Consider the following 25,488-nt stretch of genomic DNA (forward strand, 5'->3'; position numbering starts at 1 on the left):
CATCCATCTTACGGGTTAAGGTTTTTTTTCTTGCCGCGCTCGGCAATCAGGGCAATCAGGAACAGCGCGCCGATCAGGTCAAAGAAGCCCATCGCCACAAACAGCGGGCCGAAGCCGACGGTATCGGACACCGCGCCGATCAGCAGCGTGAACAGGAAGCTGGCGATCCAGGCGCTGGAACCGCGCATGCCGTTGACCGTCGCCACCTGATTTTTATCGAACGACTCCACCACCAGCGCGCTCAACATGCAGGAGATCACCTGGTGGCCGAAACCGCCGATCGAAATCAGCAGGATCGCCAGATAGGGATCTTTGGTGATCGCCACAAACGCCAGCGACACCATCAGGAAAGCGCCGGTCACCGAGCTGGCGACCACCGAGTTCACGCGCGTGCAGCCAAACCATTTACGGTACAGCGTGGTGAGGTAGCCGCTGGCGACGCTGCCGATATCCGCCGCCAAGAACGGCAGCCAGGCGAACATGGCGATCTGCTTCAGGTCCATACCGCGTTCGCTGGCCAGGTACAGCGGCACCCAGAAGCTGAAGACCGCCCAGGCCGGTTCGGCGAGGAAGGCCGGAATGGCGATACCGTAGAATTTTTTGTTTTTGGCCAGTAGTTTGAGGGATTTAAAAAACGGCAGACGCGCCAGTTCTGGCTCATTGTCCGCACCGATCAGCGCCAGCTCCTGTTGGCTCAGATTCGGGTGCTGCTGCGGCGCATGATAGAAGCGCCACCACAGCAGCACCCAAACCATCGCCAGCGCGCCGGAGAACAAAAATGCGCCCTGCCAGCCAAAGGAGACGTGAGCAACCACGATAATCGGCGGCGCCAGCATCGCGCCGACGGAAAAGCCCACCCCGGCCCAGCCGGCGGCAATCGGCCGCTCTTTTTTCGGGAACCAGTCGGAAATCGCCTTGGCGTTGGCCGGCGTGGCGGCGGCTTCCGATGCGCCCATAAAGAAACGCAGGATCGCCAGTTGCAGCCAGCTGCCCGCGCCGGCGTGCAACATACAGACCAACGCCCAGACGCTGGCGCAAATCAGGAAGCCCATTTTCAGGCCGATCACGTCAATCAGCCAGCCGCACAGCGGCTGGAACAGGGTGTACGCCAGCTGGAAAGCGGCGACGACCCAGGAATACTGTTCGGTGGTCATATTCAGGCTGGTTTTCAGCTCCGGCGCCAAAATGCCCAGCGAGTTGCGGGTAATGTAGTTGACCGTCACCCCCAGCAGAAACAGCGCCAGCATCCACCAGCGTAACGATTTGAACTTACGCCGTCCGCCGTGCACGGCTTCCTGGTTTATCTCAACACTCATCTTCTCTGCTCCGCGGCGTCGGCGTCTGTCGCTTCGGCCTTTTTATGGGTACATGTGTTATTCGGAGGGATTAACAGCGGCGCAAACCTCGCCCTGTTACGACAATCCGGTGCAGTAAAACCGCCAAATTGGCCTGATAACTCGGGCAAATTGGTGAACCAGATCAGACTATCGGCCAGCGATGAACAGAGAAACGTGGTTTTTTGCAAAAATTTTCATACATTAAATAACCACGGCGTGACAAGGCGGCAACGCCAGTAAATACGCAGAACCGGCGCTATGAAAAAATTTTCATCACGCGATTTGAACGAGATCACAAAATGAACGGAAAGCTGAAAGTGCAGGAAATTGCCCGCCAAACCGGCCTGTCAATCAGTACGGTTTCCCGGGTTCTGGCGGGCAAGGCCAACACCAGCAGCGCCGCACGGCAAAAGGTGCTGGAGTGCGCGCAGCGCAACGGCATTTTGCACGCCATTTCCAGCGGGCGCCTGATGCTCAACAGCGTGATGGTGTTTGCGCCACAGCGCGCGTTTGACGTGCGCACCGATATTTTTTACTACCGGGTGATTCAGGGGATTATCGCTGCGCTGGCGCAGCATGAGGTCAGGATCCGCTATTGCGCGCTGGAAGAAACGCACAGCGACGGGGCGCTGTTCCTGGCCAAAATGAATGAGCCGCAAACCCAGGCGGCGCTGATTATCGGCATCGATGACGAGCATATCCACGCGCTGGCTGCCGATCTCAACAAACCCTGCGTGCTGATCAACTGCAGCGACCGCAGCATGCGGCTCGACAGCATCTCCCCCGACCATCAGCGCATCGGCGAATTTTCCGCCGACTATCTGCTGCAGCAGGGCCACCAGCGTATCCTGCACCTACAGTGCCTGCGCCGCCGCACCATGGAGCTGCGGCTGGCCGGCATACGCCAGGCGTATATGCAGCAGCACATGCCGTTTGATGAAAGCCGGCAGCTGATCACCACCTCCGGCTTCGGCAGCGCGGAGGCGGAGCAGGCGCTCGCGACCTTTATCGGCCAGCTCGTTGACCGCAACGCATTGCCGACGGCGGTGCTGGCCGGCGGCGACTATATGGCGGTCGGCGCGGTTAACGCCCTGCAACGGCTCGGCTTCAGCGTACCCAACGATATGTCGGTGATGAGTATGGACGGTTTCAACCTGGCGGAAATCCACGACGTGCCGCTGACCTCGCTGCACGTGCCGCGCGACGAACTGGGCGCGGAAGCCATCCAACTGCTGCAACGGCGGATGCTGCGGCCGGACGCCCCGGTCTGCAACCTGCTGCTGCAGGGGCGGCTGGCGATCCGTGAATCGGTCAAGCGTCTGAACGCGCAGCAGGCGACGCCGGCGGTGAGCACTTACCACCACAAGCTGTATGACGTGTGAACTACACTTAAGCGGAGTGCATCTGATGCGTTAACCGGCGTGGCAGCCTAAGGAGAGTCATCATGTCTAACCTGCTTGCTCGTTCCGTTATTCCGCCTTATATCCTGCGACGAATCGTCGAACACGGCAGCGTACCGCAGCGCGATTGCGCCCAGCATACCCTGAACCATGTGCAGAGCCTGCTCGGCAATATGCCGCTGCGCGCCGACGGCACGCAAACCGCCGCCGCCGGCAGCGTGGAGCGCGATATCTATGACGCGCAAAACGGCACCCAACTGCCGGGCAAGGCGGTGCGCAAAGAGGGCCAGCCCAGCAACGGTGACGTGGCGGTGGACGAAGCTTACGACTACCTCGGCGTTACCTACGACTTCTTCTGGCAGGCCTTTAAACGCAACTCGCTGGACAACCAGGGGCTGGTGCTGACCGGCAGCGTACATTACGGCCACGAATACCAGAACGCCTTCTGGAATGGCCAGCAGATGGTGTTTGGCGACGGCGACGGCGAAATCTTCAACCGCTTTACCATCGCCATCGACGTCGTCGGCCACGAGCTGGCGCACGGCGTTACCGAAAGCGAAGCCGGGCTGGTCTATTTTCAGCAGGCCGGCGCGCTGAATGAGTCGCTGTCCGACGTCTTTGGCGCGATGGTCAAACAATTCCACCTGAAGCAGACCGCCGAGCAGGCCGACTGGCTGATCGGTGAAGGCTTGCTGGCCGAGGGCATCAACGGCAAGGGGCTGCGTTCGATGTCTGCCCCCGGCACCGCCTATGACGACCCGCTGCTGGGCAAAGACCCGCAGCCCGCCAGCATGCAGGATTATATTGATACCAAAGAGGATAACGGCGGCGTCCATCTCAATTCCGGCATTCCTAACCGCGCGTTTTATCTGGCGGCCAGCGCCCTGGGCGGCTATGCCTGGGAACAGGCCGGCGTAGTGTGGTACGACACGCTGTGCGACAAGGCGCTGCCGCAGGATGCCGACTTCGCCACCTTTGCCGCGCTGACCGTTAAGCACGCCGGGCAACGTTTCAGCCAACAGGTGGCGGATAAAGTTCAGGCGGCCTGGCGGCAAGTGGGGGTGGAATAATGCGTCCGCTGCCATCGTTCAGCCAGATAACGGTGATTGAACTGGCCCGGGAAGGCGGCTTCGCCTTTATTCCCAAACTGGCCGGACTGCGGCGCATCGTCGTCGCCGATATTTCGCCGGATGAATGCCAACGTCTGGAACAGTTGCTCAATCAGTCGCTGCCCTACGCCCGCGAGGAGGGGCAGCCCGACTCCCCCGGCCGCGGCGACCAGCGTTATTTTCGCGTACAGATTGATTACTACGGCCAGGACGGCAGCAGCCAAATCGTGCTGCTGATCCCGGAAAGCGAGGCGCCGCAGGCGCTGGTCGATCTGTGGCAGACCGGCCAGGTGGATAAATAGCGCGCTACGCCGCCGGTACGGCGGCGTATCAGGTCAGCGGCAGATAGCGAAAGCGCACGCGCTTTTTGCTGATTAACCCGTGGCCGTGCTGGCACAGGTAATCTACCGCGCCGCAGGCCTTCAGTTCCTGCAGCGGCTGCCCGCACTCCGGGCAGTCGGCCCGCTGTCGGTAGTCGCGCTGGCAGCCCTGACAGTGAAAGTGACCCTTCTCCCACACCAGCGGCTGACCGCAGTCGGGACACAGTGCGTCCATCCGTTTTCTCCTGTTAGATTGCGCCCCAGGAACGTAAGAAATAAATTCCCAGCGCGGTGGTGAAGAAAGAGCCGACGGTGGTGATGGCGATAATATTGGCCGCCAGCGTCGCGTTGCCGCCCATCGCCCGCGTCATGACATAGCTGCCGGAGGCGGTCGGCGTGGCGGAAAACAGGAAAATAATGCCCAGCGCCGCGCCCTCAAAGCCGCACAGCCAGCCGCCCATCGTCATCAGCACCGGCACCACAAACAGCTTGGCCGCCGAGGAGAGCGCCGCCACGTTGGAGGAGCGGAACATCGCGCGCAGGTCGAGGCTGGCGCCGGTGCACAGCAGCGCCAGCGGCAGCGACAGGCCGGAGATATAGCTGCCGGTCTGCACAATCACCTGCGGAATGCCCAGCCCGGTCTGGGCATACGCCAGCCCGCACACCAGGCCGATAATCAGCGGATTGGTGACGATGCCGCGCAGTAGCGACAGGCGGCTGATTTTCTTGTCCGGCCCGCCCTGCAGACTGCGCGTCAGGGTGATCACCGACAGCACGTTGAACAAAATCACGGTGACCGTCAGATACAACGACCCCAGCGCCACGCCCTCATCGCCGTAGGCGGTCATCGCATAGGCCAGGCCGACGATGGCGGTATTGGCGCGAAAGCCCCCCTGCACGAAGACGCCGCGCTCGCGCGGCTCTTTCACCAGCCACAGCGCGGCGATCTCCAGCATCAGAAAGGTGGCGACGGTGCCCAGCGCGCCGTACATCACCAGCGGCAGATTAGCCAGGATATGCGGATGGTTGGTGGCAATGCTGAAAAACAGCAGGCAAGGCAGCGCCAGGTTGAACACCAGCTTGCTGGTGCCGTCGATAAAGCGATCGTCCATCAGACGCCGATAGCGCAGGAACACGCCCAGCAACATCATCAATAAATTCGGTACGGTAACGCTGAATGCAAAATTCCAGGTTTCCCAGGACATGGTGTTCCTTCAGACTCAAGTGCGGCAACAATAATACTCAGATAATAAAACGATTTCGGACAAATAAAAAAGGGCGCGGTCAACGCCGCGCCCTGTTATACCCGTCATACTCCAAGTTTCAGGTGTGTTGGCTGCGCTCAGTCACCCGAATCGCTTACCTGTGTAAGCTCATCGGGATGCCTTCCCTTGCCGCCTTCCTGCCACTCGAATTATTTGCCTTTCTTCAGATGGCTCATCAAGCGTTTGCGCTTACGCATCTGGGTCGGCGTCAGCGTATTGCGCTTGCCGGCAAACGGGTTCTCACCCTCTTTGAACTGGATACGGATCGGCGTCCCCATCACCTTCAGCGAGCGGCGGAAGTAGTTCATCAGATAACGCTTGTAGGAATCCGACAGGTCGGTCACCTGGTTGCCGTGGATCACCACGATCGGCGGGTTGTAACCACCGGCGTGGGCGTACTTCAGCTTCACGCGACGCCCGCGCACCAAAGGCGGCTGGTGGTCGTCCGCCGCCATGTTCATGATCTTGGTCAGCAGCGAGGTGTTAACGCGGCGCGTGGCGCATTCGTAGGCTTCCTGCACCGACTCGAACAGGTTGCCGACGCCGCTGCCGTGCAGTGCGGAAATAAAGTGCACGCGGGCAAAATCAACGAAGCCCAGACGCAGGTCGAGCATCTCTTTGACGTGATCGCGGTCTTCCTCGCTCATGCCGTCCCACTTGTTGACCGCAATCACCAGCGAGCGCCCGCTGTTGAGGATAAAGCCGAGCAGCGACAGATCCTGATCGGAGATGCCTTCGCGCGCATCGATCACCAGCAGCACCACGTTGGCGTCTTCGATCGCCTGCAGCGTTTTGATCACCGAGAATTTCTCTACGGTTTCCGTTACTTTGCCGCGCTTACGCACGCCGGCGGTATCGATCAGCACATATTCCCGCTCATCGCGCACCATCGGAATGTAGATGCTGTCGCGGGTGGTGCCCGGCATGTCGTACACCACCACGCGCTCTTCGCCGAGGATGCGGTTGGTCAGCGTGGATTTGCCAACGTTCGGCCGGCCGACAATCGCCAGTTTGATCGGCAGATCCTGCGGGTTGAAGTCATCTTCCTCATCCGCCGGGATGCCCTCTTCTTCCAGCTCGCCGTTCTGCTCCGCCCAGTAAGCGGCGTTGGCCTCTTCTTCGGTGAGCTCGACTTCCTGCTCTTTTTCCGGCACAAACGGCACCAGCACGTGTTCAATCAGCTGCGTCACGCCACGGCCGTGAGAGGCGGCGATAGGATGCACATCACCCAGCCCCAGCGCGTAGAAATCGGCGCTGGCCATATCCGGGTCGATACCGTCAGTTTTGTTGGCCACCAGGAAGGTCGCCTTCTGACGGCTGCGCAGATGCTGGGCAATGCCCTGATCGGCAGGCATCAGCCCGGCGCGCGCATCGACCATAAACAGCACGATATCGGCTTCTTCAATCGCCAGCAGCGACTGGCCGGCCATATGGGTTTCGACGCCATCCTCGGTACCGTCGATGCCGCCGGTATCGATGATGATAAATTCGTTGCCCTCTACTTCGGCACGACCATACTTGCGGTCACGCGTGAGCCCGGGGAAATCCGCCACCAGCGCATCGCGCGTACGTGTCAAACGGTTAAACAAGGTGGATTTACCCACATTCGGGCGCCCGACCAGCGCGACGACAGGTATCATTGTTGAAGCCTCTATTACTTAATTATCAATGCGTTACCACGCTACGGATGGACACCGGCAGCGCAGCTTATAAAAATACGAAACGGCCCCTGAACGTTTCAGGAGCCGTTGTGCCCGCATCACCTCTAGACGGTTATGTCCTGGCCTGCGGGTCTCGGTGCTTGAGCGGCCGGGCTCAGCGGGTAAATGCGTAAACCTCGCCGCCCTTGGCCTGCACCACCAGCTTCTCGCCCGCTACCATCGGCGCAGACAGGAAGCCGGAGCTGTCCACTTTCTGCTGAGCAACGAAACGGCCGTCGGTGGTGTTGATCCAGTGCAGGTAGCCTTCGGAATCGCCAACCACCAGGTAACCATTATACATCGCCGGCGGCGTCAGGTTACGGTGCAGCAGTTCGCTCTGCGTCCAGACGGTCACGCCGCCTTCGGTGCTCAGGGCAATCACGCGGTCGTTTTGGTCAACCATATAGATACGGCCGGCATCAACGATAAAGTCGCTCACCGAACCCAGCTCGCGCTTCCACATAATCTGGCCGGAGCGCAGATCCAGCGCCGCCAGGTTGCCATTATACCCCAATGCGTAGACTACGCCGTCAACAATCACCGGCGTGGTGTCAACGTCATTCAGACGGTCGATTTCCGTAGCGCCGCTCGGCTGGGAAATGCGCTGCTGCCAGATCAGCTGGCCCTGCTGCATCAGCACGGCGTTAACGCGGCCGTTATCACCGCCGACAATCGCTGCGCCGTAGGCGGTGGACGGAGCGGATTCGCCGCGCAGAGACAGCGCCGGCATATCCAGGTTAACGGTCCACTTCACCGCGCCGTCGGCCTCATTAAACGCCTGTAGCTGGCCGTTGCTGGTATGCACCAGCACCATGCCGTCGCTCACCACCGGACGGGACAACACTTCACCGGCGGCCTTGGCCTGCCAGGCCAGCGTGCCGTCAGAGGTGTTAAGTGCGTAAACCACCGCCTTCTCGCTGCCCACATAGGCATTGGAGCCGGCAACCGTCACGCCGCCGGATAACAAGGCTGAACGGTTACTCGAGAAGAAGCCGGTTTTCTCAGACAGATCGGCCTTCCACTTTTCTTTACCGCTTTCGGCGTCCAGCGCCTTCACAATGCCATGACGGTCGGCAGCATACACGGTGCCGTCCTGGTAGGCCGGACGCAGGTGCGAATAATATTCGCCGATGCCGTCGCCGACCGAGGTGCTCCAGGTTTTGCTCGGAGTAAACTGATTTTCAACTTTTGGCAGCGGAGACATGGTGACCACGTCTTCTTCGCTGTTGAACAGCGAACAACCGCTCAGCAGGGCGGCGGAAACCAGCCCGACCAAGAGTGTTTTACGCAATTGCATTGGGAATTCCCCTTAGCTGGACAAGTTATTCAATTTCATGCGCAGCAGCGCCTGCTGAGCCTGAGAAGGATTGGATTCAAGACCTTTGCTGTAGGCTTCACGCGCGCCCTTGGCGTCGCCTTTCGCCAGCAGTACGTCGCCGCGGATGTCCGCCTGCATCGCCGCCCAGCCTTCGCCTTTGACGCCATCCAGCGTTTTCAGTGCTTCATCCAGCTTTTTTTCCTGCAGTTGGACGCGCGCCAAACGCAGGTTAACGATTGACAGCAGGTTATCTTCTTTCGCTTTCCCCTGCGCCAACACCAGTTGCTGTTCCGCTTTTGCAAAATCTTTTTGTTCAACGAAATGCTTCGCCAGCTCCATCGCCGTCATCACGCCATAGCTGTTGCCATTCGCCTGAATGAACTGCTCCGCAGCGGCGACGTCGCCCGATTTGCCGGCAGCCAGCGCTTCGCTGGTCTGCTGATAAGACTGGGAGGCAGCCAGCATATTGGAGTCCTGATGACTCTGCCAGATACGCCAGCCAACCAGGGCACCAATGCCAAGCACCACGCCGACCGCCAGCGCCTTGCCGTTTTCGGCAAAGAAGCGACGGAGAGCGTCAACCTGTTCGTTTTCGGTGGTATAGACTTCCACGGTGTCCTTCTCCTTAACCTAACATCAAAGCCAGCTTCGCCGCGAGTTCGCTTTGCGCCAGCGTTTCTTGTTCACCACTACGCAGGTCTTTTACCACCACCTGCTGCTGCGCCACTTCATCTTCACCCAGGATCAGCGCCACGCGAGCGCCCCATTTATCCGCGCGGGTGATTTGCTTCTTGAAGTTGCCGCCGCCGTAGTTGGTCATTAATTTCAGCTGCGGCGCAGCGTCGCGCACCTGCTCCGCCAGACGCATCGCCGCGCTCTGCGCCCCTGCACCGGAGGAGATGACATAAATATCCACCGCCGGATCGGGCTGGAACTCCGGGTTCACCGCCTGCACCAGCAGCACCAGACGCTCCAGCCCCATGGCGAAGCCTACCGCCGGCGTGGCGCGGCCGCCCAGTTGCTCGACCAGACCGTCGTAACGACCGCCGGCGCACACGGTACCCTGCGCGCCCAGGCTGGTGGTGACCCACTCAAACACCGTGCGGTTGTAATAATCCAGGCCGCGCACCAGACGCTCATTAACGGTATATGGGATGCCGGAGGCGGTTAAAAGTTCACACAGGCCGTCGAAATGCGCTCTGGACTCGTCGTCCAGATACTCGGACAGGCGCGGCGCATCATTCAGCAGCGCCTGTACGTCCGGGTTCTTCGAGTCCAGCACCCGCAGCGGGTTGCTGTACATGCGACGCTTGCAGTCTTCATCCAACACCTCGACGTGCTGCTCCAGGAACGCCACCAGCGCATCGCGGTAGTTGGCGCGCGCCTCCAGCGAACCGATGGAGTTCAGCTCCAGCTTGACGTGCTCGGCGATGCCCAGCGCTTTCCACCAGCGCGCGGTCAGCAGGATCAGTTCAGCATCGATATCCGGCCCCTGCAGGCCGAATACTTCGGCGCCCAGCTGATGGAACTGGCGATAGCGGCCTTTCTGCGGACGTTCATAACGGAACATCGGGCCGATATACCACAGACGCTGTTCCTGATTGTACAGCAGACCATGTTGGATACCGGCGCGTACGCAACCCGCCGTACCTTCAGGACGCAGCGTCAGGCTCTCGCCGTTGCGGTCGTCGAAGGTATACATCTCTTTTTCCACGACGTCGGTCACTTCACCGATGGCGCGTTTAAACAACGGGGTCTGCTCTACAATCGGCAACCGGATTTCGCTGTAACCATAGCTGCCCAGCACCTGCTTCAGGGTGCCCTCAATACGCTGCCATAATGCCGTTTCTGCCGGCAGGTAATCGTTCATGCCGCGAATGGCTTGAATGTTTTTTGCCACGTGAGTTCTCTGTTCGTTTTATATAAAAATGAACCCGATTATAGGGACTTTCGCCTGCGTGATTCAATGCGCAAGCGCCCCCGGGTTCATCTGGGGGGCAGACATCAGGCCTGCCCGGCAATAGTGCTTACTTTTCCAGCATGTTGACCGTAATGCGGTTGCTTTCATCCATCATCGCCGCTTTGGCGCGGATCTTGGCTTCCAGCTGGTCAATCATCTGTTCGTTATCAAAGCGCTCTTTCTGACGCACGCCGTCTTCATAGAAGCCGCTTTTCTTATGGCCGCCGGTCACGCCCATCGTCGAGACCAGCGCCTCGCCCGGGCCATTGACCACGCAGCCGATAATCGATACATCCATCGGCGTGATGATGTCTTCCAGGCGCTGCTCCAGCGCATTGACCGTGCCGATCACGTCGAACTCCTGACGCGAGCAGGTCGGGCAGGCGATAAAGTTGATACCGCGCGAACGGATACGCAATGACTTCAGAATATCGAAGCCGACCTTCACCTCTTCCACCGGATCCGCCGCCAGCGAGATGCGCAGCGTATCACCGATGCCTTCCGACAGCAGCAGGCCCAGACCAATGGCCGACTTCACCGACCCGCTGCGTGCGCCGCCGGCTTCGGTAATCCCCAGGTGCAAAGGCTGATCGATGCGCGCGGCCAGCAGGCGATAGGACTGCACCGCCAGGAATACGTCGGAGGCTTTCACGCTGACCTTGAACTGGTCGAAGTTGAGACGGTCGAGAATATCGACGTGGCGCATCGCGGATTCTAACAGCGCTTCCGGCGTTGGTTCGCCGTACTTTTCCTGCAGGTCTTTTTCCAGCGAACCGCCGTTGACGCCGATACGAATCGGGATGTTTTTATCGCGCGCGCAGTCAACCACTGAGCGAATGCGCGATTCGTTGCCGATATTGCCGGGGTTGATACGCAGGCAATCGACGCCGTATTCGGCCACCTGCAGGGCGATGCGGTAATCGAAGTGGATATCCGCCACCAGCGGTACGTTGACCCGCTGCTTGATCTGCTTGAACGCCTCGGCGGCGTCCATAGTCGGTACGGAAACGCGGACGATATCAACGCCGACGCGCTCCAGCGATTTGATCTGGTTAACCGTGGCTTCAACATCGGTAGTACGGGTATTGGTCATGGACTGCACCGCAATCGGCGCGCCATCGCCAATGGGCACCTTGCCGACGTAAATGCGTGTTGATTTGCGACGGTTAATGGGTGCTTGGTTATGCATCACTTACTCTTCTCCATTGCTGCTCATCACTCAAGACGCCAGCCGCGCAATCACTGCGCGGCAACGGTCAGACGGGCAACACGGTTTGACTTAACAAACCGGCTTAAATCTACCGGTTTACCTTGATATTGAATCTGCACTGCCGCCGGCGCACCGATGGTCAGCTTGTAAGGCGCGGAGCCGGTCAGGTTCAGCTTACCGCCGCTTTTCTGCATGCCGCTGAACAGCGTTTTACCGCTGGCGTCGGTGACCTGCAACCAGCAATCGGCGGAAAAATCCATCACCAGCGCATTCGGGTCGACCGCCGGCGCGGCCATGGCGGCATCACCGGTCGGCAATGACGCGGCGTTATCGGCAGGCGCGGCATCAGGAATGCTGGCCTGGCTTGGCGCCACCACCGCCGGCTGCTGCGCGGCGTCGCTGCCGCTGGCGACCGATGGTGTGGACGGCGCAGGCGCTGCCGGCGCACTGTCGGCCGGCGCAGGCGTTGGAGCGGCATCCGCTGCCGGCGTCTGCGTATCGGCATTATTGTCCGTCAGCGGTACCGACTGGCCTTCGCTCTGCTGCGACAGCTGCGCCGATGACTGGTTGGCCATGTTGGCAATCTCATCCTGCTGCGCCTTGTGATTTTGCCACCACCAGGCGCCGGTCAGGCCGATCACCACAAACAGGATCAGCCAGGTAAAGCTCATCAGCCAGCCGTCGCGCTTCTTGCGCCGTTTGCCCAATGAAAAGCTTTGCATCGGCGCCACTTTGGCCATCTTCACCGGCGTCTGCTTGACCATCGCCGGCAGCAGTTCATCCTCCGGCACATGCACCAGCTTGGCGTAAGAGCGGATATAACCGCGCACAAAGGTCGAAGCCAGATCGTCCGACAGGTTGTCCGCTTCGATGTCGCGTACGGTAGACATTTTGAGGCACAGGCGTTCCGCAACGGCCTGCTGACTCAGCCCGAGCTGCTCTCGGGCCTGACGCAGGCGCTCGCCTGTCGTCATGGATACGGTTTTGTCTTGGGAGGCTTCAGTATTCATCGGCTAAGAACTGCTGGTACTGTTTGGATTGTGGAAAACTTCGCGCTAACTGCCTTCCATAGCGCTGAACGCTATCCTGACGGCCGGCTAACGCGGCGAAACGAATCTGTAACCATAAACTGTCGGCGCTGGCCGGCAGAACGTGCTGATAAACATCCAATAGAAACTGCGACTGCGCACGTTTCCCTGCACCAAATTGCTTTTCAGCCTCAACCAACAGCGGTGAGCCTTTATCCGGGTCGATCTTTAACGCCTTCATCAGCAGCGGCCGCGCCCGATCGTATTGATCAGCCTGTAAAAAACAGTAACCCGCGTTTTCCAGACTGTCGGCGATCTGGCCGTAATCGGCGGCTGACGCTGCGGCGCTAAACTGCTGTTGCGCCTCTACATACTGCCCTAAACTGCAAAGAAACGCACCGTAATTATTCAATACGCTACCATTGCCCGGCGCCAGTTTCAGCGCCTGCTGATAACGCTGCCGCGCAGCATCGGACGCGCCGATGCGCTGCTGATACAGCGCCATCCCCAGCTGGGTGCGGTAATCCTGCGGCGCGGCGTCCGCCGCCTTCGCCAGATTTTTACGCGCCGCCTCCAGGTTGCCCTGCTGCAGATACGCCAAACCCAGCTGCAGACGCGTCTGCGCCGCCGCCGGGTTATCCGGCACCGAACCGGAACAGCCGGCCAACAGGCCTGCCGTCAACAGCCATCCCCAGGATTTCAGCTTCATGCCGTTTGAACTCCTTGTACGATGTTACCCGATCGCCTGAGGGATTGCTGCTTACATAACAGGCTGTTAGATAACTAAAATCTTCCTATAGACTTCAGACCGTCTGCACCTTGATAGGTTCCCCGGCCATTTTCTTTTTCAGCGTGCGCTTGGTGCGGTCGATTACCTCGCCCGCCAGCTGCCCGCAGGCCGCGTCGATATCATCGCCGCGGGTTTTACGAACAATAGTCGTAAAGCCGTATTCCATCAACACTTTGGAGAAACGATCGACCCGGCTGTTGGAGCTGCGGCCATACGGCGCGCCCGGGAACGGGTTCCATGGGATCAGGTTAATCTTGCACGGCGTATCCTTCAGCACTTCCGCCAACTGATGCGCATCGTCGGTACTGTCGTTAACGTGATCCAGCATCACATACTCCACCGTCACCCGCCCCTGGTTGGCGTTGGATTTCGCCAGATAGCGGCGCACCCCGGCCAGGAAGGCTTCGATATTGTATTTGCGGTTAATCGGCACGATTTCATCGCGCACCGCGTCGTTCGGTGCATGCAGCGAGATCGCCAGCGCTACGTCGATCATGTCGCCCAGTTTATCCAGGGCCGGCACCACGCCGGAGGTCGACAGCGTTACGCGGCGCTTCGACAGGCCGAAGCCGAAGTCGTCGAGCATGATTTCCATCGCCGGCACCACGTTGGTCAGGTTGAGCAGCGGCTCGCCCATGCCCATCATCACCACGTTGGTGATCGGACGCTGGCCGGTCACCTTCTGCGCGCCGATGATTTTCGCCGCACGCCACACCTGGCCGATGATTTCCGACACGCGCAGGTTGCGGTTAAAGCCCTGCTGCGCGGTGGAGCAGAATTTACACTCCAGGGCGCAGCCTACCTGTGAAGAGACGCACAGCGTCGCACGGTCGGCCTCCGGGATATAGACGGTTTCAACCTGCTGGTCGCCGACTTTGATCGCCCACTTGATGGTGCCATCGCTCGAACGTTGCTCTTCGGCCACTTCCGGCGCGCGAATTTCGGCAATCTGCTGCAGTTTGCCACGCAGCACCTTGTTGATATCGGTCATCTGCTCGAAGTCATCGCAGCAGTAGTGATAGATCCACTTCATGACCTGGTCGGCGCGGAACGGCTTTTCGCCCAGCGAGGCGAAAAACTCACGCATTTGCTGGCGGTTCAGATCCAGCAGGTTAATTTTGGCGGCAGCCGGTTGCTCCGTTTTAACGGATTGATCTTGCATAGAATTATTTTCAGACACGGTGTGCTCGGACGCGATGGGTTCTAACATAATGATCTTTAGCCTCGTTATTACACGTTATGGCTGGCTCCCTTTCGGGAACAAGAATGGGCGAAGTGTGTTGTTATCCCTGCCGTCGCTTTCAGGCGGCGGACAGTGCCGGGATAAAACACGCCCTGGACAAGCTGACTCATCCAGGGCGCGGCATTGTACAAATTTTAGTAGCGAGTTTCCACGACGGGAAAGCATTCAGGGCATTTTTATTGTTTCAGCCGGTGAATATTACCCCTTGTCGGTAGAAACCAACGCTATCAACGCGGGCAGATTTCGCTGTCGTTGAAGAAGTAAGCGATTTCACGCGCAGCGGATTCCGGGGAGTCGGAACCGTGCACCGCGTTAGCGGTGAAGCTGTCCGCGAAGTCAGCACGCAGAGTGCCGGCCAGCGCGTTGTCCGGGTTGGTTGCACCCATGATGTCGCGGTTACGCTGGATCGCGTTTTCTGCTTCCAGAACCTGCACCATGATCGGGCCAGAGGTCATGAACTCAACCAGACCATCGAAGAATGGACGGCCTTTGTGCTCAGCGTAGAAGCCTTCAGCTTGCTCACGGCTCAGCTTCAGCATTTTAGCGGCGATGATTTTGAAACCCGCACGCTCGAAACGCGCATAGATAGCGCCGATGTCGTTGTTGGCTACGGAGTTTGGTTTAACGATGGAAAAGGTACGTTCTACGGTCATAATGGCCTCAGTCTAACTTCCTAATACGGGCCGGACTCAGAAAAAATCCGCCGGCCTTGTTCAAGTGGCGCAAATTATATGTGCGCTGTTAACGCTTGCCTACGGGAAAACCAACATTTCTTTAAAAAAATATTAGCGCCGGCGACGATTTTGCCGCCAACGCCCCGCCGGCGTACAACAATGCGCCGCTATTGGGTGGTATCCGTGGAAGGAATGATGTTGCGCAGCCAGCTGCCCCAGCGACGCTGATAGAACGGCTGGGTATGGGCGATCAGGTAGTGGCTGACGCCGCGCTCTTTTTCCGACACCAGGCAGAAGTCCACCGGCTCATCGTCCGGTAGCGCTTCGCTGGCGACGCTGCCCGCTTCCTGAATCAGCGCATCGATCTCCGCCGCATCGCCGTCCACTTCCACGCCGACCAGCAGATTGGGTTTCTCATCCAGCGCACGGTCATGCATCAGGGCCAGGAATGCCCGGCGTACCGGCTTGCGCTGGCTGAACAGCGTGGTCAGCGCATCCACCATCGCCGCCGGATACACCTCCGGCTGGCCAAGCAGGATTTGCGATTCTTTATCGATATAGTGTTCAACCGGCTTGCTCACCCCGCCGTTCGCCAGCAGCATCGCCACTTCTTCCGGATAAAACTCTTTGCCGTATTCCGCCTTCGGGTTCAGGAACAGTTCAGCGCCCTGGGTAATTTCAAACAGTACCCGCGCCGGCATGGCGATAAACGGCTGTTCGTCCTCTACCGCCTGCTGCAGCAGACGCAGGGAGGAAAAGAACGGCACGACGCTGCTGCCGTCCTGCTTTTCCCAATGCTGAATGTTCACCGGCGTATCCGCATTCAGGACGATTTCGCCCTGCTGCTGCACCTGCTCGCCGTCGCCTAGGATATAGACGGTCGACTCCAGCAGCTCGCGGAAAAACGCCGGCCGGTGCGCCGCTTCGCTGACCGCCAGCTTCAGCAGGCGCTCCAGTTCGTTGTCGTCAGCGGCGACATTATCGTGGTGGTGGGAACTCATGACCAACTCCAATCATTAAGGGGCCAGCACGCTGGCCCCTTACGGTCTGTTAACGATCTCTTCAGCTTTATTTTGCTTTGTTCAGCAGCAGGTTGGCAACGGCGCGCACACCCAGCCCGGTAGCGCCGGCGGACCACTGATCCACCGCGCCTTTACGGTAGGTGGCGGAGCAGTCGATATGCAGCCAGCCCTGCTGATACTGGGTAACAAAGTGCGACAGGAAGGCCGCCGCGGTGCTGGCGCCAGCGCTGTAGGCCGGGCCGGCGATATTATTCAGCTCGGCGAAGTTGGACGGCAGTTGGCTGCGGTGGAACTCGGCCAGCGGCAGACGCCAGAACGGCTCGTGCTCTTCCTGTGCGCTGCTGAGCAGCTCCTGCGCCAGTGCATCGTCAAAGCTGAACAGCGCATGGTAGTCATTGCCCAGCGCAGTTTTCGCCGCGCCGGTCAGGGTGGCGCAGTCGATAATCAGTTCCGGCTGCTGGGCGGAGGCGTCGATCAGGCCGTCGGCCAGCACCAGGCGCCCTTCGGCGTCGGTATTCATCACTTCGACGGTTTTACCGTTGCGATAGCGGATAATATCACCCAGTTTAAAGGCATTGCCGCTGACCATGTTGTCCGCGCAGCACAGGTAGAGCTTCACCCGCTTGTCGAGACCGCGCGCCGCCGCCAGCGCCAGCGCGCCGGTCGCCGTGGCCGCGCCGCCCATATCGGCCTTCATCGAATCCATAAAGGCGCTTTGCTTCAGACTGTAGCCGCCGGTATCAAAAGTGATGCCTTTGCCGACCAGACAGGCGAACACCGGCGCCTCCGGGTTGCCGCTCGGGTTGTAGTCCAGCGTCAGCAGCACCGGCGGACGCGAGGAACCACGGCCAACGGTATGAATGCCGGCATAATTCTGCTCGCGCAGATCTTCGCCTTTGATGATGCGGTAGCTGACCGCATCGCAGCCGACGTCACACATCAGGTCGACGGCGCGGGTTGCCAGCTGCTCTGGCCCCAGCTCTTCCGCCGGCATGTTGATGGTGTCACGCACCCAGTCAACGATCTTCAGGCGGCGATCCAGTTCCTGGCGCTCCTCGGCGGACAGTTGCGGCCATTCAACGCTGCGCGTGCCCTTCGGCCCGCGGAACCCCTGCCAGAACGCCCAGCTTTGCTCCAGGCCCCAGCCTTCGCCGGCCAGCGTGACCTGACGGATACCCTGACCGTCGATTTTACGCGCCGCGCGTTGAATTGCGCCCAGCTTGCCGCCGCCGGTCAGATGGATGGTGATGCCGTCATTGTTGGTGCTCAGCAGGGCTTTTTCACCCCAGCGCGCATCTGCGGGCTGGTGGGACAGGGTAATCTGCATGGTTTCAGTCGTCATAGCCTACTCCGTATATGCTTTATACCCGTCATACTTCACGTGACAGGTGTGTTGGCTGCGCTCAGTCACCCGTATCACTTACCGGTGTAAGTGATTCGGAATGCCTTCTCTTGCCGCCTTCCCGCCACTCGAATGATTTAGGGTATATACGTTTTTATCGGTCGGATACAAAATAAACGGGCCGCCCATGGCAGCCCGTTACGCTATTAGTCGCTAGTCTGCTTCATCTAACCAGACCAGCAAAATCGCTTCCAGTATTTTCTCGTTGGAAGCCTGCGGATCGTCATCAAACTCTTCCAGCTCGCAGATCCACTGATGCATATCGGTAAAACGCACGGTTTTCGGATCGGTGTCCGGATAGGCATCGTACAGGGCTTCGCCGATCTCGCGGCTGTCGGTCCACTTGAGTCCCATTATGATCTCCCGTTCAGGATGGCGGCTAACAATTAGTGCTCGCGCGCGTGGTTAACGGTATAGCGCGGCATCTCAACCACCAGATCGTCGTCCGCGACGCGCGCCTGGCAGCTCAGACGGCTTTCCGGCTCCAGCCCCCAGGCTTTGTCCAGCATATCGTCTTCCAGCTCGCTGCTTTCATCCAGAGAGTCAAAACCTTCACGCACGATGCAGTGGCAGGTGGTGCAGGCGCAGGATTTTTCACAGGCGTGCTCGATATCGATACCGTTACGCAGCGCAACATCGAGGATGGTTTCCCCTTGTTCCGCGTCCAATACCGCCCCTTCCGGGCATAAGTCCTGATGGGGCAGGAAAACAACTTTAGGCATGGTTAAACCTCATCCACAGAATGGCCAGCCAGCGCCCGTCGGATGGAAGCATCCATACGGCGCGCGGCAAAATCTTGCGTAGTCGCATCTAATGTTTTTATTGCGGCTTCAATGGCCGCCGGCCGATCGCCCTGTACCGCCTGTTGCAAGGCGGCCATGGCAGCGTCGATCGCCTGGCGCTCTTCTTCGCTCAGCAACGCCGCATCGCTCGCCAGCGCGCCCTGCAGGCTTTCCAGCACGCGCGCGGCTTCCACCCGCTGCTCTGCCAGCATGCGCGCACCGACATCGCTCTGCGCATGGGCCATCGAATCTTTGATCATCCCGGCGATCTCGTCATCCGACAGACCGTAGGACGGCTTCACCTGAATCGACGCCTCAACGCCGGTGGATTTCTCCATTGCGGTCACGCTCAGCAGGCCGTCCGCATCCACCTGGAAGGTGACGCGGATATGCGCCCCGCCCGCCGGCAGCGGCGGCAGGCCGCGCAGCGTAAAGCGGGCCAGCGAACGGCAGTCCTGCACCAGTTCGCGCTCACCCTGCAGCACGTGAATCATCATCGCGCTCTGGCCGTCTTTAAAGGTGGTGAACTCCTGCGCGCGCGCCACCGGAATGGTGGTGTTGCGCGGAATCACCTTCTCCACCAGACCGCCCATGGTTTCCAACCCCAGCGACAGCGGGATCACGTCCAGCAGCAGCATTTCGCTGTCGGGCTTGTTGCCCACCAGGATGTCAGCCTGCACGGCGGCGCCGATGGCGACTACTTTATCCGGGTCGATCGACGTCAGCGGCGTGCGGCCAAAGAAGGCGCCGACCTGCTCACGCACCAGCGGCACGCGGGTCGAACCGCCCACCATCACCACTTCCAGCACCTCTTCCGCGCTGACGCCGGCGTCTTTCAGCGCGCGGCGGCAGGCCATCAGCGTGCGTTTGACCAGCGTGGCAATCAGGCTGTTGAACTGTTCACGCGTGACTTCACCCTGCCAGCCGGCAACCTCCACCGTCACGGACTCGGCGTCGCTCAGCGCGATTTTGGCCTGGATGGCGGCGTCCAGCAGCTGACGCTGCAGGCCGTGATCGCTACGGTCGGCCACGCCGGCCTGCTCGCGCAGCCAGTCGGCCAGCAGGTGGTCGAAGTCATCGCCGCCCAGTGCAGAGTCACCGCCGGTGGCCAGCACTTCGAAGACGCCGCGGCTGAGGCGCAAAATAGAGATATCAAAGGTACCGCCGCCCAGGTCGTACACGGCAATGGTGCCTTCCTGCCCGGAATCCAGCCCGTAGGCGATGGCCGCGGCGGTCGGTTCGTTCAGCAGACGCAGCACGTGCAGGCCCGCCAGACGCGCGGCGTCTTTGGTGCCCTGACGCTGCGCGTCATCAAAATAAGCGGGAACGGTGATCACCACGCCGTCCAGTTCACCCTCCAGCGCCTGCTGCGCCCGGGCAGACAGAGTCTTGAGGATATCGGCGGACACGCTGACCGGGTTAAGCAGCCCGGCGGAGGTGGCAATCATCGGCAGGCCGTTGTCGCTGGCCTGGAATTGGTAAGGCAGGTTCGGATAGCGTTGCTGTACGTCAGCCAGGGAGCGGCCCATCATGCGTTTGACCGAGCTGATGGTGTTGGCCGGATCCTGCGCAGCCTGCGCGCGCGCGGCGGCGCCGACCTGCACGGCCTGCTCGCCATAGTGCACCACCGACGGCAGCAGGTGACGCCCTTCGGCATCGGGCAGCGTTTCAGCCTGCCCGCTGCGCACCGTGGCGACCAGCGAGTTGGTGGTGCCCAGATCGATGCCGGCCGCCAGACGGCGCTGATGTGGCGCGGCGCTTAACCCGGGCTCACTGATTTGTAATAAGGCCATGTTGAGCTTCCAGAATTAAAAAAATCACTCAAAACCCAGCAGTTTTTCTTCGAGTTGTTCAACCTGTTGCTGGAGTTTGTCCAAAAAGCGCAGTTTGCGCACGGTATCGGCGGCGTCGGTCCACTGTTCGCTGTCCAACTGCTGCACCATCTGGGCGCTGCGCTGTCTGACGGCGGCGGCGAGGCGTTCGCCAAAGGCGGCCAGCGCGGCGTCATCCGCTTTGCGTTCAATGCCGTCAAGCTCTTCACGCAGCTCCAGCTGTTCCATCAGGAACGCCGTATCGCGCAGGGTATGTTGTTCATTACCCAGATCAAAACCGTGCAACGATAGCATATACTCGGCGCGTTTTAACGGGTGCTTCAGGGTCTGGTAGGCTTCGTTAATGGTCGCCGCCTGCTGCAGCGCCATCAGGCGTTCGCGTTCCGGCTGGCTGGCAAAACGGTCGGGATGGAATTGACGTTGCAGATCCTGAAAGCGGGATGCAAGCAGGCTGCCGTCCACGGGATAGCGAACTGGCAGCCCGAATAAAGTAAAGTAATCCATAGCGTGCTCTGGGCGTTATCGTGAGGGTTTCGGGTCCCCCCGCGCCGTGCGGGGGCATCTCATCCCTCCGCAAAGCCTCTGCGGAGGAACACGACGGGCTATCAGACGTTGAAACTTTCGCCGCAGCCGCACTCGCTTGAGACATTCGGGTTGTTGAACTTGAAGCCTTCGTTCAGGCCTTCCTTAACGAAATCAAGTTCGGTGCCGTCAAGGTAGACCAGGCTTTTGCCGTCAATGATCACCTTAACGCCTTTGTCTTCGAAGATCATGTCGTCGTCATTGACTTCGTCAACAAATTCCAACACGTACGCCATCCCGGAACAGCCGGAGGTGCGAACCCCAAGACGCAGGCCGAGACCTTTACCGCGGTTATTCAGGAACGCCTGAACGCGTTGCGCAGCGCTGTCGCTCATAGTAATCGACATAACAACCTCACACTCAATATCCCCTGCATCTTGCAAACCGGCGTCGGGGAGCGAACCGGCCCCGGGACAACAGACATCGTCCCAATAAACGCGGGCGCAGCATGCAACATGCTACGCCCTACACTGAACTTACTTGGCGTCGTGCTTGCTTTTATAATCAGCAATCGCCGCTTTGATCGCGTCTTCCGCCAGGATAGAGCAGTGGATTTTTACCGGCGGCAGTTCCAGCTCTTCAGCAATTTGGGTGTTTTTAATCGCTTCCGCCTGATCCAGCGACTTGCCCTTCATCCATTCGGTCACCAGCGAACTGGAAGCGATGGCGGAGCCGCAGCCGTAGGTTTTGAAACGCGCATCTTCGATGATACCGGCGTCGTTCACCTTGATCTGCAGCTTCATCACGTCGCCGCAGGCCGGTGCGCCGACCATGCCGCTGCCGATGCTTGGGTCTTCATTGTCGAAGGAACCCACGTTACGCGGGTTTTCGTAGTGATCGATTACTTTTTCGCTGTAAGCCATGACCTTGCTCCTGAATCCTGAGAATTAATGATGTGCCCATTCGATGCTGTTGATATCCACGCCCTGCTTGAACATTTCCCACAGCGGAGAAAGGTCGCGCAGACGGCCGATAGACTTGCGAACCAGCTCGATGGTGTAGTCGATCTCTTCTTCGGTGGTGAAACGCCCCAGCGAGAAACGGATCGAACTGTGCGCCAATTCATCGCTCATTCCCAGCGCACGCAGCACGTAGGATGGCTCCAGGCTGGCGGAGGTACAGGCTGAGCCAGAAGATACGGCCAGGTCTTTCAGCGCCATAATCAGCGATTCGCCTTCAACATAGTTGAAGCTGACGTTCAGGATGTTCGGCGCGCCCTGCTCCAGGTCGCCGTTCAGGTATACTTCTTCCATATCCTTCACGCCGTTCCACAGACGGTCGCGCAGCGTGCGCAGGCGCGCCATCTCGCTGTCCATCTCTTCTTTGGCGATGCGGTACGCTTCGCCCATGCCGACGATCTGGTGCACAGGCAGGGTGCCGGAACGCATGCCGCGCTCGTGGCCGCCGCCGTGGATCTGCGCTTCGATACGGATGCGCGGCTTACGGCGTACGTACAGCGCGCCGATGCCTTTCGGCCCGTAGATTTTGTGACCGGAGAAGGACATCAGGTCCACTTTCAGCTGGCTCAGATCGATAGGCAGTTTGCCCACGCTCTGGGTCGCGTCCACGTGGTAAATGATGCCGCGCGCGCGGCACATTTCGCCGATGGTGGCGATATCCTGCACCACGCCGATTTCGTTGTTCACGTGCATGATGGACACCAGAATGGTGTCATCGCGCATCGCCGCCTCAAGCTCTTTGAGGTCGATGATGCCGTTGCTCTGCGGCGCCAGGTAGGTGACTTCAAACCCTTCGCGCTCCAGCTGACGGCAGGTGTCCAGCACGGCTTTGTGTTCGGTTTTGCTGGTGATGATGTGCTTGCCTTTTTTCTGATAGAAATTGGCAGCGCCTTTAATCGCCAGGTTGTCGGATTCGGTCGCCCCGGAAGTAAACACGATTTCACGCGGATCGGCGCCCACCAGTTCAGCAATCTGATTGCGGGCGATATCCACCGCTTCCTCAGCCTGCCAACCGAAACGGTGGGAACGGGAAGCCGGGTTACCGAAGGTGCCGTCCAGGGTCAAAAACTGCATCATTTTTTCAGCAACGCGCGGATCAACCGGCGTCGTTGCTGAATAATCCAGATAAATCGGTAATTTCATTGCTCTTGTGCTCCGTACATCACTTCCAAAAACAAAATGCTCAAGTATTCGTCAGCTGCTTATGCGCGCAGATTAACGTTGATCGTCTCTTCCTGGCGGCCGTTGGCGGAACGACGCGTGTCATTATTCTGACGGTCGGCAACATCCAGTACTTCCTGATTATTGACCAATTCAGCCAGCGTAATGCTGTTCAGGAAACCGCTGATACGCTCGCTCAGGTCACGCCACAGGGTGTGCGTCAGGCAGCGATCGCCGCCCTGGCAGCCTTCTTTCCCCTGACAGCGGGTCGCGTCGACCGATTCATCAACGGCGGTAATCACCGCGCCGACGGCAATCTCGCCGGCGTCTTTGCCCAGCAGATAACCGCCACCCGGGCCGCGCACGCTGGCTACCAAACCGTTCTTACGCAGACGGGAAAATAATTGCTCCAGATAAGAGAGCGAAATTCCTTGCCGCTCTGAAATATCAGCCAATGGTACGGGCCCTTCCTGGGAGTGCAATGCCACGTCAAGCATAGCGGTTACGGCATAACGGCCTTTGGATGTCAGTCTCATAGTCAATGGTTACCTGTTGGTCAAACATGGCGGAAAGTCTGACATTCCCGAGTAATTCAGTCAACTATTTAACCGAGTAATTCACTCAGGTATTAGCACGTTTTGTAATAAAGCATAACGAATACTTATTTTTCAATTATTTGCCTAGCTTATCTATCGACGTCAGCATGCCGCGCAGAATATTCAGCTCCTGCGCTTCCGGGCGCGCGCGGGTAAACAGACGACGCAGGCGGCTCATCACCTGTCCCGGATGCGTCGGGCGAATAAACCCGCTGCGCTGCAGCGTCTGTTCCAGATGCTGATAGAAACGCTCAAGGTCATCCACCAGCGGGTAAGCTTCTTCTTCCTGCTGCGCCGGCGCTTCCGCCTGCTGGCGGTCGAGGTAGGCAACGCGCACCTCATAGGCCAGGATCTGTACCGCCATCGCCAGGTTCAGCGAGCTGTAATCCGGGTTGGCCGGGATCGCCACGTGGTAATGGCACTTTTGCAGTTCATCGTTGGTCAGGCCGACACGTTCACGGCCAAACACCAGCGCTACCGGCGCCTGCTCGCCCTCTTTCACCGCCTGCACGCCGCATTCGCGCGGTTCAAGCATCGGCCAGGGCAAGGTGCGGGAGCGCGCGCTGGTGCCCACCACCAGGCCGCAGCCGGCGATCGCTTCGTCAAAAGTGTCAACAATGGTGGCGTTGCCGATAACATCGCTGGCGCCGGCGGCCAGCGCGATGGCCTGAGAATCAGGTTTTACCAGCGGATTGACCAGATAAAGGTTGGTTAAACCCATGGTTTTCATGGCCCGGGCCGTTGAGCCCATATTGCCGGTATGAGAGGTTTCAACCAGAACAATGCGGATATTGTGCAGCATACAAACTCTGAGCGTGTCGGAAATCGCAACATCCTATCACAGGAGAGGGATTAATGGCATGCGCGTTACGCCCATCTGCAATTTAACCCGTGAAGAGGTTAGGCATTTCACAGAACACCTGCTATACTCCGCGCCGTTTCCTGTTCTTTAACATCCTAGTGGAAGATACCCATGCATCCGATGCTGACTATCGCCGTGCGCGCTGCGCGTAAGGCCGGTAACCTGATTGCCAAAAACTACGAAACTCCGGACGCTGTTGAAGCGAGCCAAAAAGGGAGTAACGATTTCGTCACTAACGTCGATCGCGATGCAGAGCATCTGATCATCGACGTCATCCGCAAGTCTTACCCGCAACACACTATCATCAGTGAAGAACGCGGCGAGCTGATTGGCGAAGATCGCGATGTACAATGGGTGATCGATCCACTGGATGGCACCGCCAACTTTATCAAACGCTTCCCACACTTCTCCGTTTCTATCGCCGTGCGCATCAAAGGCCGCACCGAAGTGGCGGTGGTTTACGATCCAATGCGCAACGAACTGTTCACCGCAACCCGCGGCCAGGGCGCACAGCTCAACGGTTACCGTCTGCGCGGCACCAGCGCCAAAGACCTCGACGGCACCATTCTGGCCACCGGTTTCCCGTTCAAGGCGAAACAGCACGCGCCGGCTTACATCAATCTGATCGGTAAACTGTTCACCCAGTGCGCCGACTTCCGCCGTACCGGTTCCGCCGCGCTGGATCTGGCCTATGTTGCCGCCGGCCGCGTTGACGGTTTCTTCGAGATCGGCCTCAAGCCGTGGGATTTCGCCGCAGGCGAGCTGCTGGTGCGTGAAGCCGGCGGCGTGGTCACCGACTTCGTCGGCGGTCATAACTCCTTCAGCTCCGGCAATGTGGTCGCCGGCAACCCACGCGTCGTCAAAGCGCTGCTGGGCACCATGCGTGAAGAACTGAGCGAAGCGCTGAAGCGTTAATCAGACCCGCCAGCAAACAAA

General features: G+C 59.3%; 27 protein-coding genes. 4 read left to right on the forward strand and 23 right to left on the reverse strand.

The window, feature by feature from the left end; all coding sequences use genetic code 11:
* Positions 1–8 precede the first annotated feature (8 nt).
* The gene (locus TAN611_RS17425) at positions 9–1,316 is read right to left on the reverse strand and encodes an MFS transporter (RefSeq protein WP_105232174.1); all 1,308 of its coding nucleotides are present in this window, start codon (positions 1,314–1,316) and stop codon (positions 9–11) included.
* A 320-nt stretch (positions 1,317–1,636) separates the two neighbouring features.
* On the opposite strand from TAN611_RS17425, the gene TAN611_RS17430 reads away from it, so the two are divergent.
* From TAN611_RS17430 to TAN611_RS17440, 3 genes are all read left to right on the forward strand, one after another.
* Complete coding sequence (locus TAN611_RS17430; RefSeq protein WP_203066800.1) at positions 1,637–2,719, forward strand: LacI family DNA-binding transcriptional regulator; 1,083 nt, start codon at positions 1,637–1,639, stop codon at positions 2,717–2,719.
* Positions 2,720–2,781: 62 nt separating this feature from the next.
* Positions 2,782–3,807, forward strand: coding sequence for a M4 family metallopeptidase (locus TAN611_RS17435; protein ID WP_187044257.1), 1,026 nt, complete (start codon positions 2,782–2,784; stop codon positions 3,805–3,807).
* Positions 3,807–4,148: a protealysin inhibitor emfourin gene (locus TAN611_RS17440; protein WP_105232177.1), complete on the forward strand. Its 342-nt coding sequence runs from the start codon at positions 3,807–3,809 to the stop codon at positions 4,146–4,148. Before TAN611_RS17435 ends, TAN611_RS17440 begins: the two co-directional genes overlap by 1 nt.
* A gap of 28 nt (positions 4,149–4,176) precedes the next feature.
* On the opposite strand, the gene TAN611_RS17445 is transcribed toward TAN611_RS17440, so the two are convergent.
* The 22 genes from TAN611_RS17445 to trmJ form a co-directional block, all read right to left on the reverse strand.
* Positions 4,177–4,401: a zinc ribbon domain-containing protein gene (locus tag TAN611_RS17445; protein ID WP_111736618.1), complete on the reverse strand. Its 225-nt coding sequence runs from the start codon at positions 4,399–4,401 to the stop codon at positions 4,177–4,179.
* 13 nt (positions 4,402–4,414) lie between these two features.
* On the reverse strand, positions 4,415–5,371 hold the full coding sequence (locus TAN611_RS17450; protein ID WP_105232179.1) for an AEC family transporter: 957 nt from the start codon (positions 5,369–5,371) through the stop codon (positions 4,415–4,417).
* A 209-nt stretch (positions 5,372–5,580) separates the two neighbouring features.
* Positions 5,581–7,071 (reverse strand): ribosome biogenesis GTPase Der, encoded by a 1,491-nt coding sequence (gene der / locus TAN611_RS17455; protein WP_111736617.1) that lies wholly within the window; start codon positions 7,069–7,071, stop codon positions 5,581–5,583.
* Positions 7,072–7,246: 175 nt separating this feature from the next.
* Positions 7,247–8,428, reverse strand: coding sequence for an outer membrane protein assembly factor BamB (gene bamB / locus TAN611_RS17460; RefSeq protein WP_105232181.1), 1,182 nt, complete (start codon positions 8,426–8,428; stop codon positions 7,247–7,249).
* A 12-nt stretch (positions 8,429–8,440) separates the two neighbouring features.
* On the reverse strand, positions 8,441–9,061 hold the full coding sequence (locus TAN611_RS17465) for a YfgM family protein (protein WP_105232182.1): 621 nt from the start codon (positions 9,059–9,061) through the stop codon (positions 8,441–8,443).
* 13 nt (positions 9,062–9,074) lie between these two features.
* Positions 9,075–10,349, reverse strand: a complete 1,275-nt coding sequence (gene hisS / locus TAN611_RS17470; RefSeq protein ID WP_160030280.1) for a histidine--tRNA ligase — start codon at positions 10,347–10,349, stop codon at positions 9,075–9,077.
* Positions 10,350–10,476: 127 nt separating this feature from the next.
* A complete protein-coding gene (gene ispG, locus TAN611_RS17475; protein WP_105232184.1) occupies positions 10,477–11,598 on the reverse strand; it encodes a flavodoxin-dependent (E)-4-hydroxy-3-methylbut-2-enyl-diphosphate synthase in 1,122 nt (373 codons plus the stop codon).
* A 50-nt stretch (positions 11,599–11,648) separates the two neighbouring features.
* A complete protein-coding gene (gene rodZ, locus TAN611_RS17480) occupies positions 11,649–12,629 on the reverse strand; it encodes a cytoskeleton protein RodZ (RefSeq protein WP_203066801.1) in 981 nt (326 codons plus the stop codon).
* Complete coding sequence (gene pilW / locus TAN611_RS17485; RefSeq protein WP_105232186.1) at positions 12,619–13,356, reverse strand: type IV pilus biogenesis/stability protein PilW; 738 nt, start codon at positions 13,354–13,356, stop codon at positions 12,619–12,621. Before pilW ends, rodZ begins: the two co-directional genes overlap by 11 nt.
* Before the next feature lie 94 nt (positions 13,357–13,450).
* Positions 13,451–14,647, reverse strand: coding sequence for a bifunctional tRNA (adenosine(37)-C2)-methyltransferase TrmG/ribosomal RNA large subunit methyltransferase RlmN (locus tag TAN611_RS17490; protein WP_015673415.1), 1,197 nt, complete (start codon positions 14,645–14,647; stop codon positions 13,451–13,453).
* 260 nt (positions 14,648–14,907) lie between these two features.
* Entirely contained in the window at positions 14,908–15,333 is a 426-nt protein-coding gene (ndk, locus tag TAN611_RS17495) for a nucleoside-diphosphate kinase (protein ID WP_015673416.1), read from the reverse strand.
* A gap of 188 nt (positions 15,334–15,521) precedes the next feature.
* A complete protein-coding gene (gene sseB, locus TAN611_RS17500; RefSeq protein ID WP_105232189.1) occupies positions 15,522–16,355 on the reverse strand; it encodes an enhanced serine sensitivity protein SseB in 834 nt (277 codons plus the stop codon).
* 67 nt (positions 16,356–16,422) lie between these two features.
* Positions 16,423–17,718, reverse strand: a complete 1,296-nt coding sequence (gene pepB / locus TAN611_RS17505; protein ID WP_105232190.1) for an aminopeptidase PepB — start codon at positions 17,716–17,718, stop codon at positions 16,423–16,425.
* 213 nt (positions 17,719–17,931) lie between these two features.
* On the reverse strand, positions 17,932–18,132 hold the full coding sequence (gene iscX, locus TAN611_RS17510) for a Fe-S cluster assembly protein IscX (RefSeq protein ID WP_015673419.1): 201 nt from the start codon (positions 18,130–18,132) through the stop codon (positions 17,932–17,934).
* A 32-nt stretch (positions 18,133–18,164) separates the two neighbouring features.
* Positions 18,165–18,500 carry an ISC system 2Fe-2S type ferredoxin gene (gene fdx, locus TAN611_RS17515; RefSeq protein ID WP_105232191.1) on the reverse strand — a complete coding sequence of 112 codons (336 nt, stop codon included), beginning with the start codon at positions 18,498–18,500 and terminating at the stop codon, positions 18,165–18,167.
* Positions 18,501–18,502: 2 nt separating this feature from the next.
* Positions 18,503–20,353: a Fe-S protein assembly chaperone HscA gene (hscA, locus tag TAN611_RS17520; RefSeq protein WP_105232192.1), complete on the reverse strand. Its 1,851-nt coding sequence runs from the start codon at positions 20,351–20,353 to the stop codon at positions 18,503–18,505.
* A 24-nt stretch (positions 20,354–20,377) separates the two neighbouring features.
* Positions 20,378–20,896, reverse strand: coding sequence for a co-chaperone HscB (hscB, locus tag TAN611_RS17525; RefSeq protein WP_105232193.1), 519 nt, complete (start codon positions 20,894–20,896; stop codon positions 20,378–20,380).
* 101 nt (positions 20,897–20,997) lie between these two features.
* Positions 20,998–21,321, reverse strand: a complete 324-nt coding sequence (gene iscA, locus TAN611_RS17530; RefSeq protein WP_105232194.1) for an iron-sulfur cluster assembly protein IscA — start codon at positions 21,319–21,321, stop codon at positions 20,998–21,000.
* Between the two features lie 129 nt (positions 21,322–21,450).
* A complete protein-coding gene (gene iscU, locus TAN611_RS17535) occupies positions 21,451–21,837 on the reverse strand; it encodes a Fe-S cluster assembly scaffold IscU (RefSeq protein WP_105232195.1) in 387 nt (128 codons plus the stop codon).
* A gap of 24 nt (positions 21,838–21,861) precedes the next feature.
* Positions 21,862–23,076 carry a cysteine desulfurase gene (gene iscS / locus TAN611_RS17540; protein WP_105232196.1) on the reverse strand — a complete coding sequence of 405 codons (1,215 nt, stop codon included), beginning with the start codon at positions 23,074–23,076 and terminating at the stop codon, positions 21,862–21,864.
* Positions 23,077–23,135: 59 nt separating this feature from the next.
* Positions 23,136–23,630 (reverse strand): Fe-S cluster assembly transcriptional regulator IscR, encoded by a 495-nt coding sequence (gene iscR / locus TAN611_RS17545; protein WP_105232197.1) that lies wholly within the window; start codon positions 23,628–23,630, stop codon positions 23,136–23,138.
* Positions 23,631–23,766: 136 nt separating this feature from the next.
* A complete protein-coding gene (gene trmJ / locus TAN611_RS17550) occupies positions 23,767–24,492 on the reverse strand; it encodes a tRNA (cytosine(32)/uridine(32)-2'-O)-methyltransferase TrmJ (RefSeq protein ID WP_105232198.1) in 726 nt (241 codons plus the stop codon).
* Between the two features lie 171 nt (positions 24,493–24,663).
* Between trmJ and suhB the strand changes: the two genes are divergently transcribed.
* On the forward strand, positions 24,664–25,467 hold the full coding sequence (gene suhB / locus TAN611_RS17555) for an inositol-1-monophosphatase (protein WP_105232199.1): 804 nt from the start codon (positions 24,664–24,666) through the stop codon (positions 25,465–25,467).
* Positions 25,468–25,488: the final 21 nt, after the last annotated feature.

The sequence above is a fragment of the Serratia sp. Tan611 genome, assembly GCF_905188235.1.
GTDB classification, from domain to species: Bacteria; Pseudomonadota; Gammaproteobacteria; order Enterobacterales; family Enterobacteriaceae; genus Serratia_B; species Serratia_B rhizosphaerae.

What these genes read in the sequence shown, in the direction of transcription:
- TAN611_RS17425 (WP_105232174.1), bottom strand. Translation starts at nt 1,316, where the DNA reads ATGAGTGTTGAGATAAACCAGGAAGCCGTGCACGGCGGACGGCGTAAG.
- TAN611_RS17430 (WP_203066800.1), top strand. Translation starts at nt 1,637, where the DNA reads ATGAACGGAAAGCTGAAAGTGCAGGAAATTGCCCGCCAAACCGGCCTG.
- TAN611_RS17435 (WP_187044257.1), top strand. Translation starts at nt 2,782, where the DNA reads ATGTCTAACCTGCTTGCTCGTTCCGTTATTCCGCCTTATATCCTGCGA.
- TAN611_RS17440 (WP_105232177.1), top strand. Translation starts at nt 3,807, where the DNA reads ATGCGTCCGCTGCCATCGTTCAGCCAGATAACGGTGATTGAACTGGCC.
- TAN611_RS17445 (WP_111736618.1), bottom strand. Translation starts at nt 4,401, where the DNA reads ATGGACGCACTGTGTCCCGACTGCGGTCAGCCGCTGGTGTGGGAGAAG.
- TAN611_RS17450 (WP_105232179.1), bottom strand. Translation starts at nt 5,371, where the DNA reads ATGTCCTGGGAAACCTGGAATTTTGCATTCAGCGTTACCGTACCGAAT.
- der (WP_111736617.1), bottom strand. Translation starts at nt 7,071, where the DNA reads ATGATACCTGTCGTCGCGCTGGTCGGGCGCCCGAATGTGGGTAAATCC.
- bamB (WP_105232181.1), bottom strand. Translation starts at nt 8,428, where the DNA reads ATGCAATTGCGTAAAACACTCTTGGTCGGGCTGGTTTCCGCCGCCCTG.
- ispG (WP_105232184.1), bottom strand. Translation starts at nt 11,598, where the DNA reads ATGCATAACCAAGCACCCATTAACCGTCGCAAATCAACACGCATTTAC.
- rodZ (WP_203066801.1), bottom strand. Translation starts at nt 12,629, where the DNA reads ATGAATACTGAAGCCTCCCAAGACAAAACCGTATCCATGACGACAGGC.
- pilW (WP_105232186.1), bottom strand. Translation starts at nt 13,356, where the DNA reads ATGAAGCTGAAATCCTGGGGATGGCTGTTGACGGCAGGCCTGTTGGCC.
- TAN611_RS17490 (WP_015673415.1), bottom strand. Translation starts at nt 14,647, where the DNA reads ATGTTAGAACCCATCGCGTCCGAGCACACCGTGTCTGAAAATAATTCT.
- ndk (WP_015673416.1), bottom strand. Translation starts at nt 15,333, where the DNA reads ATGACCGTAGAACGTACCTTTTCCATCGTTAAACCAAACTCCGTAGCC.
- sseB (WP_105232189.1), bottom strand. Translation starts at nt 16,355, where the DNA reads ATGAGTTCCCACCACCACGATAATGTCGCCGCTGACGACAACGAACTG.
- pepB (WP_105232190.1), bottom strand. Translation starts at nt 17,718, where the DNA reads ATGACGACTGAAACCATGCAGATTACCCTGTCCCACCAGCCCGCAGAT.
- iscX (WP_015673419.1), bottom strand. Translation starts at nt 18,132, where the DNA reads ATGGGACTCAAGTGGACCGACAGCCGCGAGATCGGCGAAGCCCTGTAC.
- fdx (WP_105232191.1), bottom strand. Translation starts at nt 18,500, where the DNA reads ATGCCTAAAGTTGTTTTCCTGCCCCATCAGGACTTATGCCCGGAAGGG.
- hscA (WP_105232192.1), bottom strand. Translation starts at nt 20,353, where the DNA reads ATGGCCTTATTACAAATCAGTGAGCCCGGGTTAAGCGCCGCGCCACAT.
- hscB (WP_105232193.1), bottom strand. Translation starts at nt 20,896, where the DNA reads ATGGATTACTTTACTTTATTCGGGCTGCCAGTTCGCTATCCCGTGGAC.
- iscA (WP_105232194.1), bottom strand. Translation starts at nt 21,321, where the DNA reads ATGTCGATTACTATGAGCGACAGCGCTGCGCAACGCGTTCAGGCGTTC.
- iscU (WP_105232195.1), bottom strand. Translation starts at nt 21,837, where the DNA reads ATGGCTTACAGCGAAAAAGTAATCGATCACTACGAAAACCCGCGTAAC.
- iscS (WP_105232196.1), bottom strand. Translation starts at nt 23,076, where the DNA reads ATGAAATTACCGATTTATCTGGATTATTCAGCAACGACGCCGGTTGAT.
- iscR (WP_105232197.1), bottom strand. Translation starts at nt 23,630, where the DNA reads ATGAGACTGACATCCAAAGGCCGTTATGCCGTAACCGCTATGCTTGAC.
- trmJ (WP_105232198.1), bottom strand. Translation starts at nt 24,492, where the DNA reads ATGCTGCACAATATCCGCATTGTTCTGGTTGAAACCTCTCATACCGGC.
- suhB (WP_105232199.1), top strand. Translation starts at nt 24,664, where the DNA reads ATGCATCCGATGCTGACTATCGCCGTGCGCGCTGCGCGTAAGGCCGGT.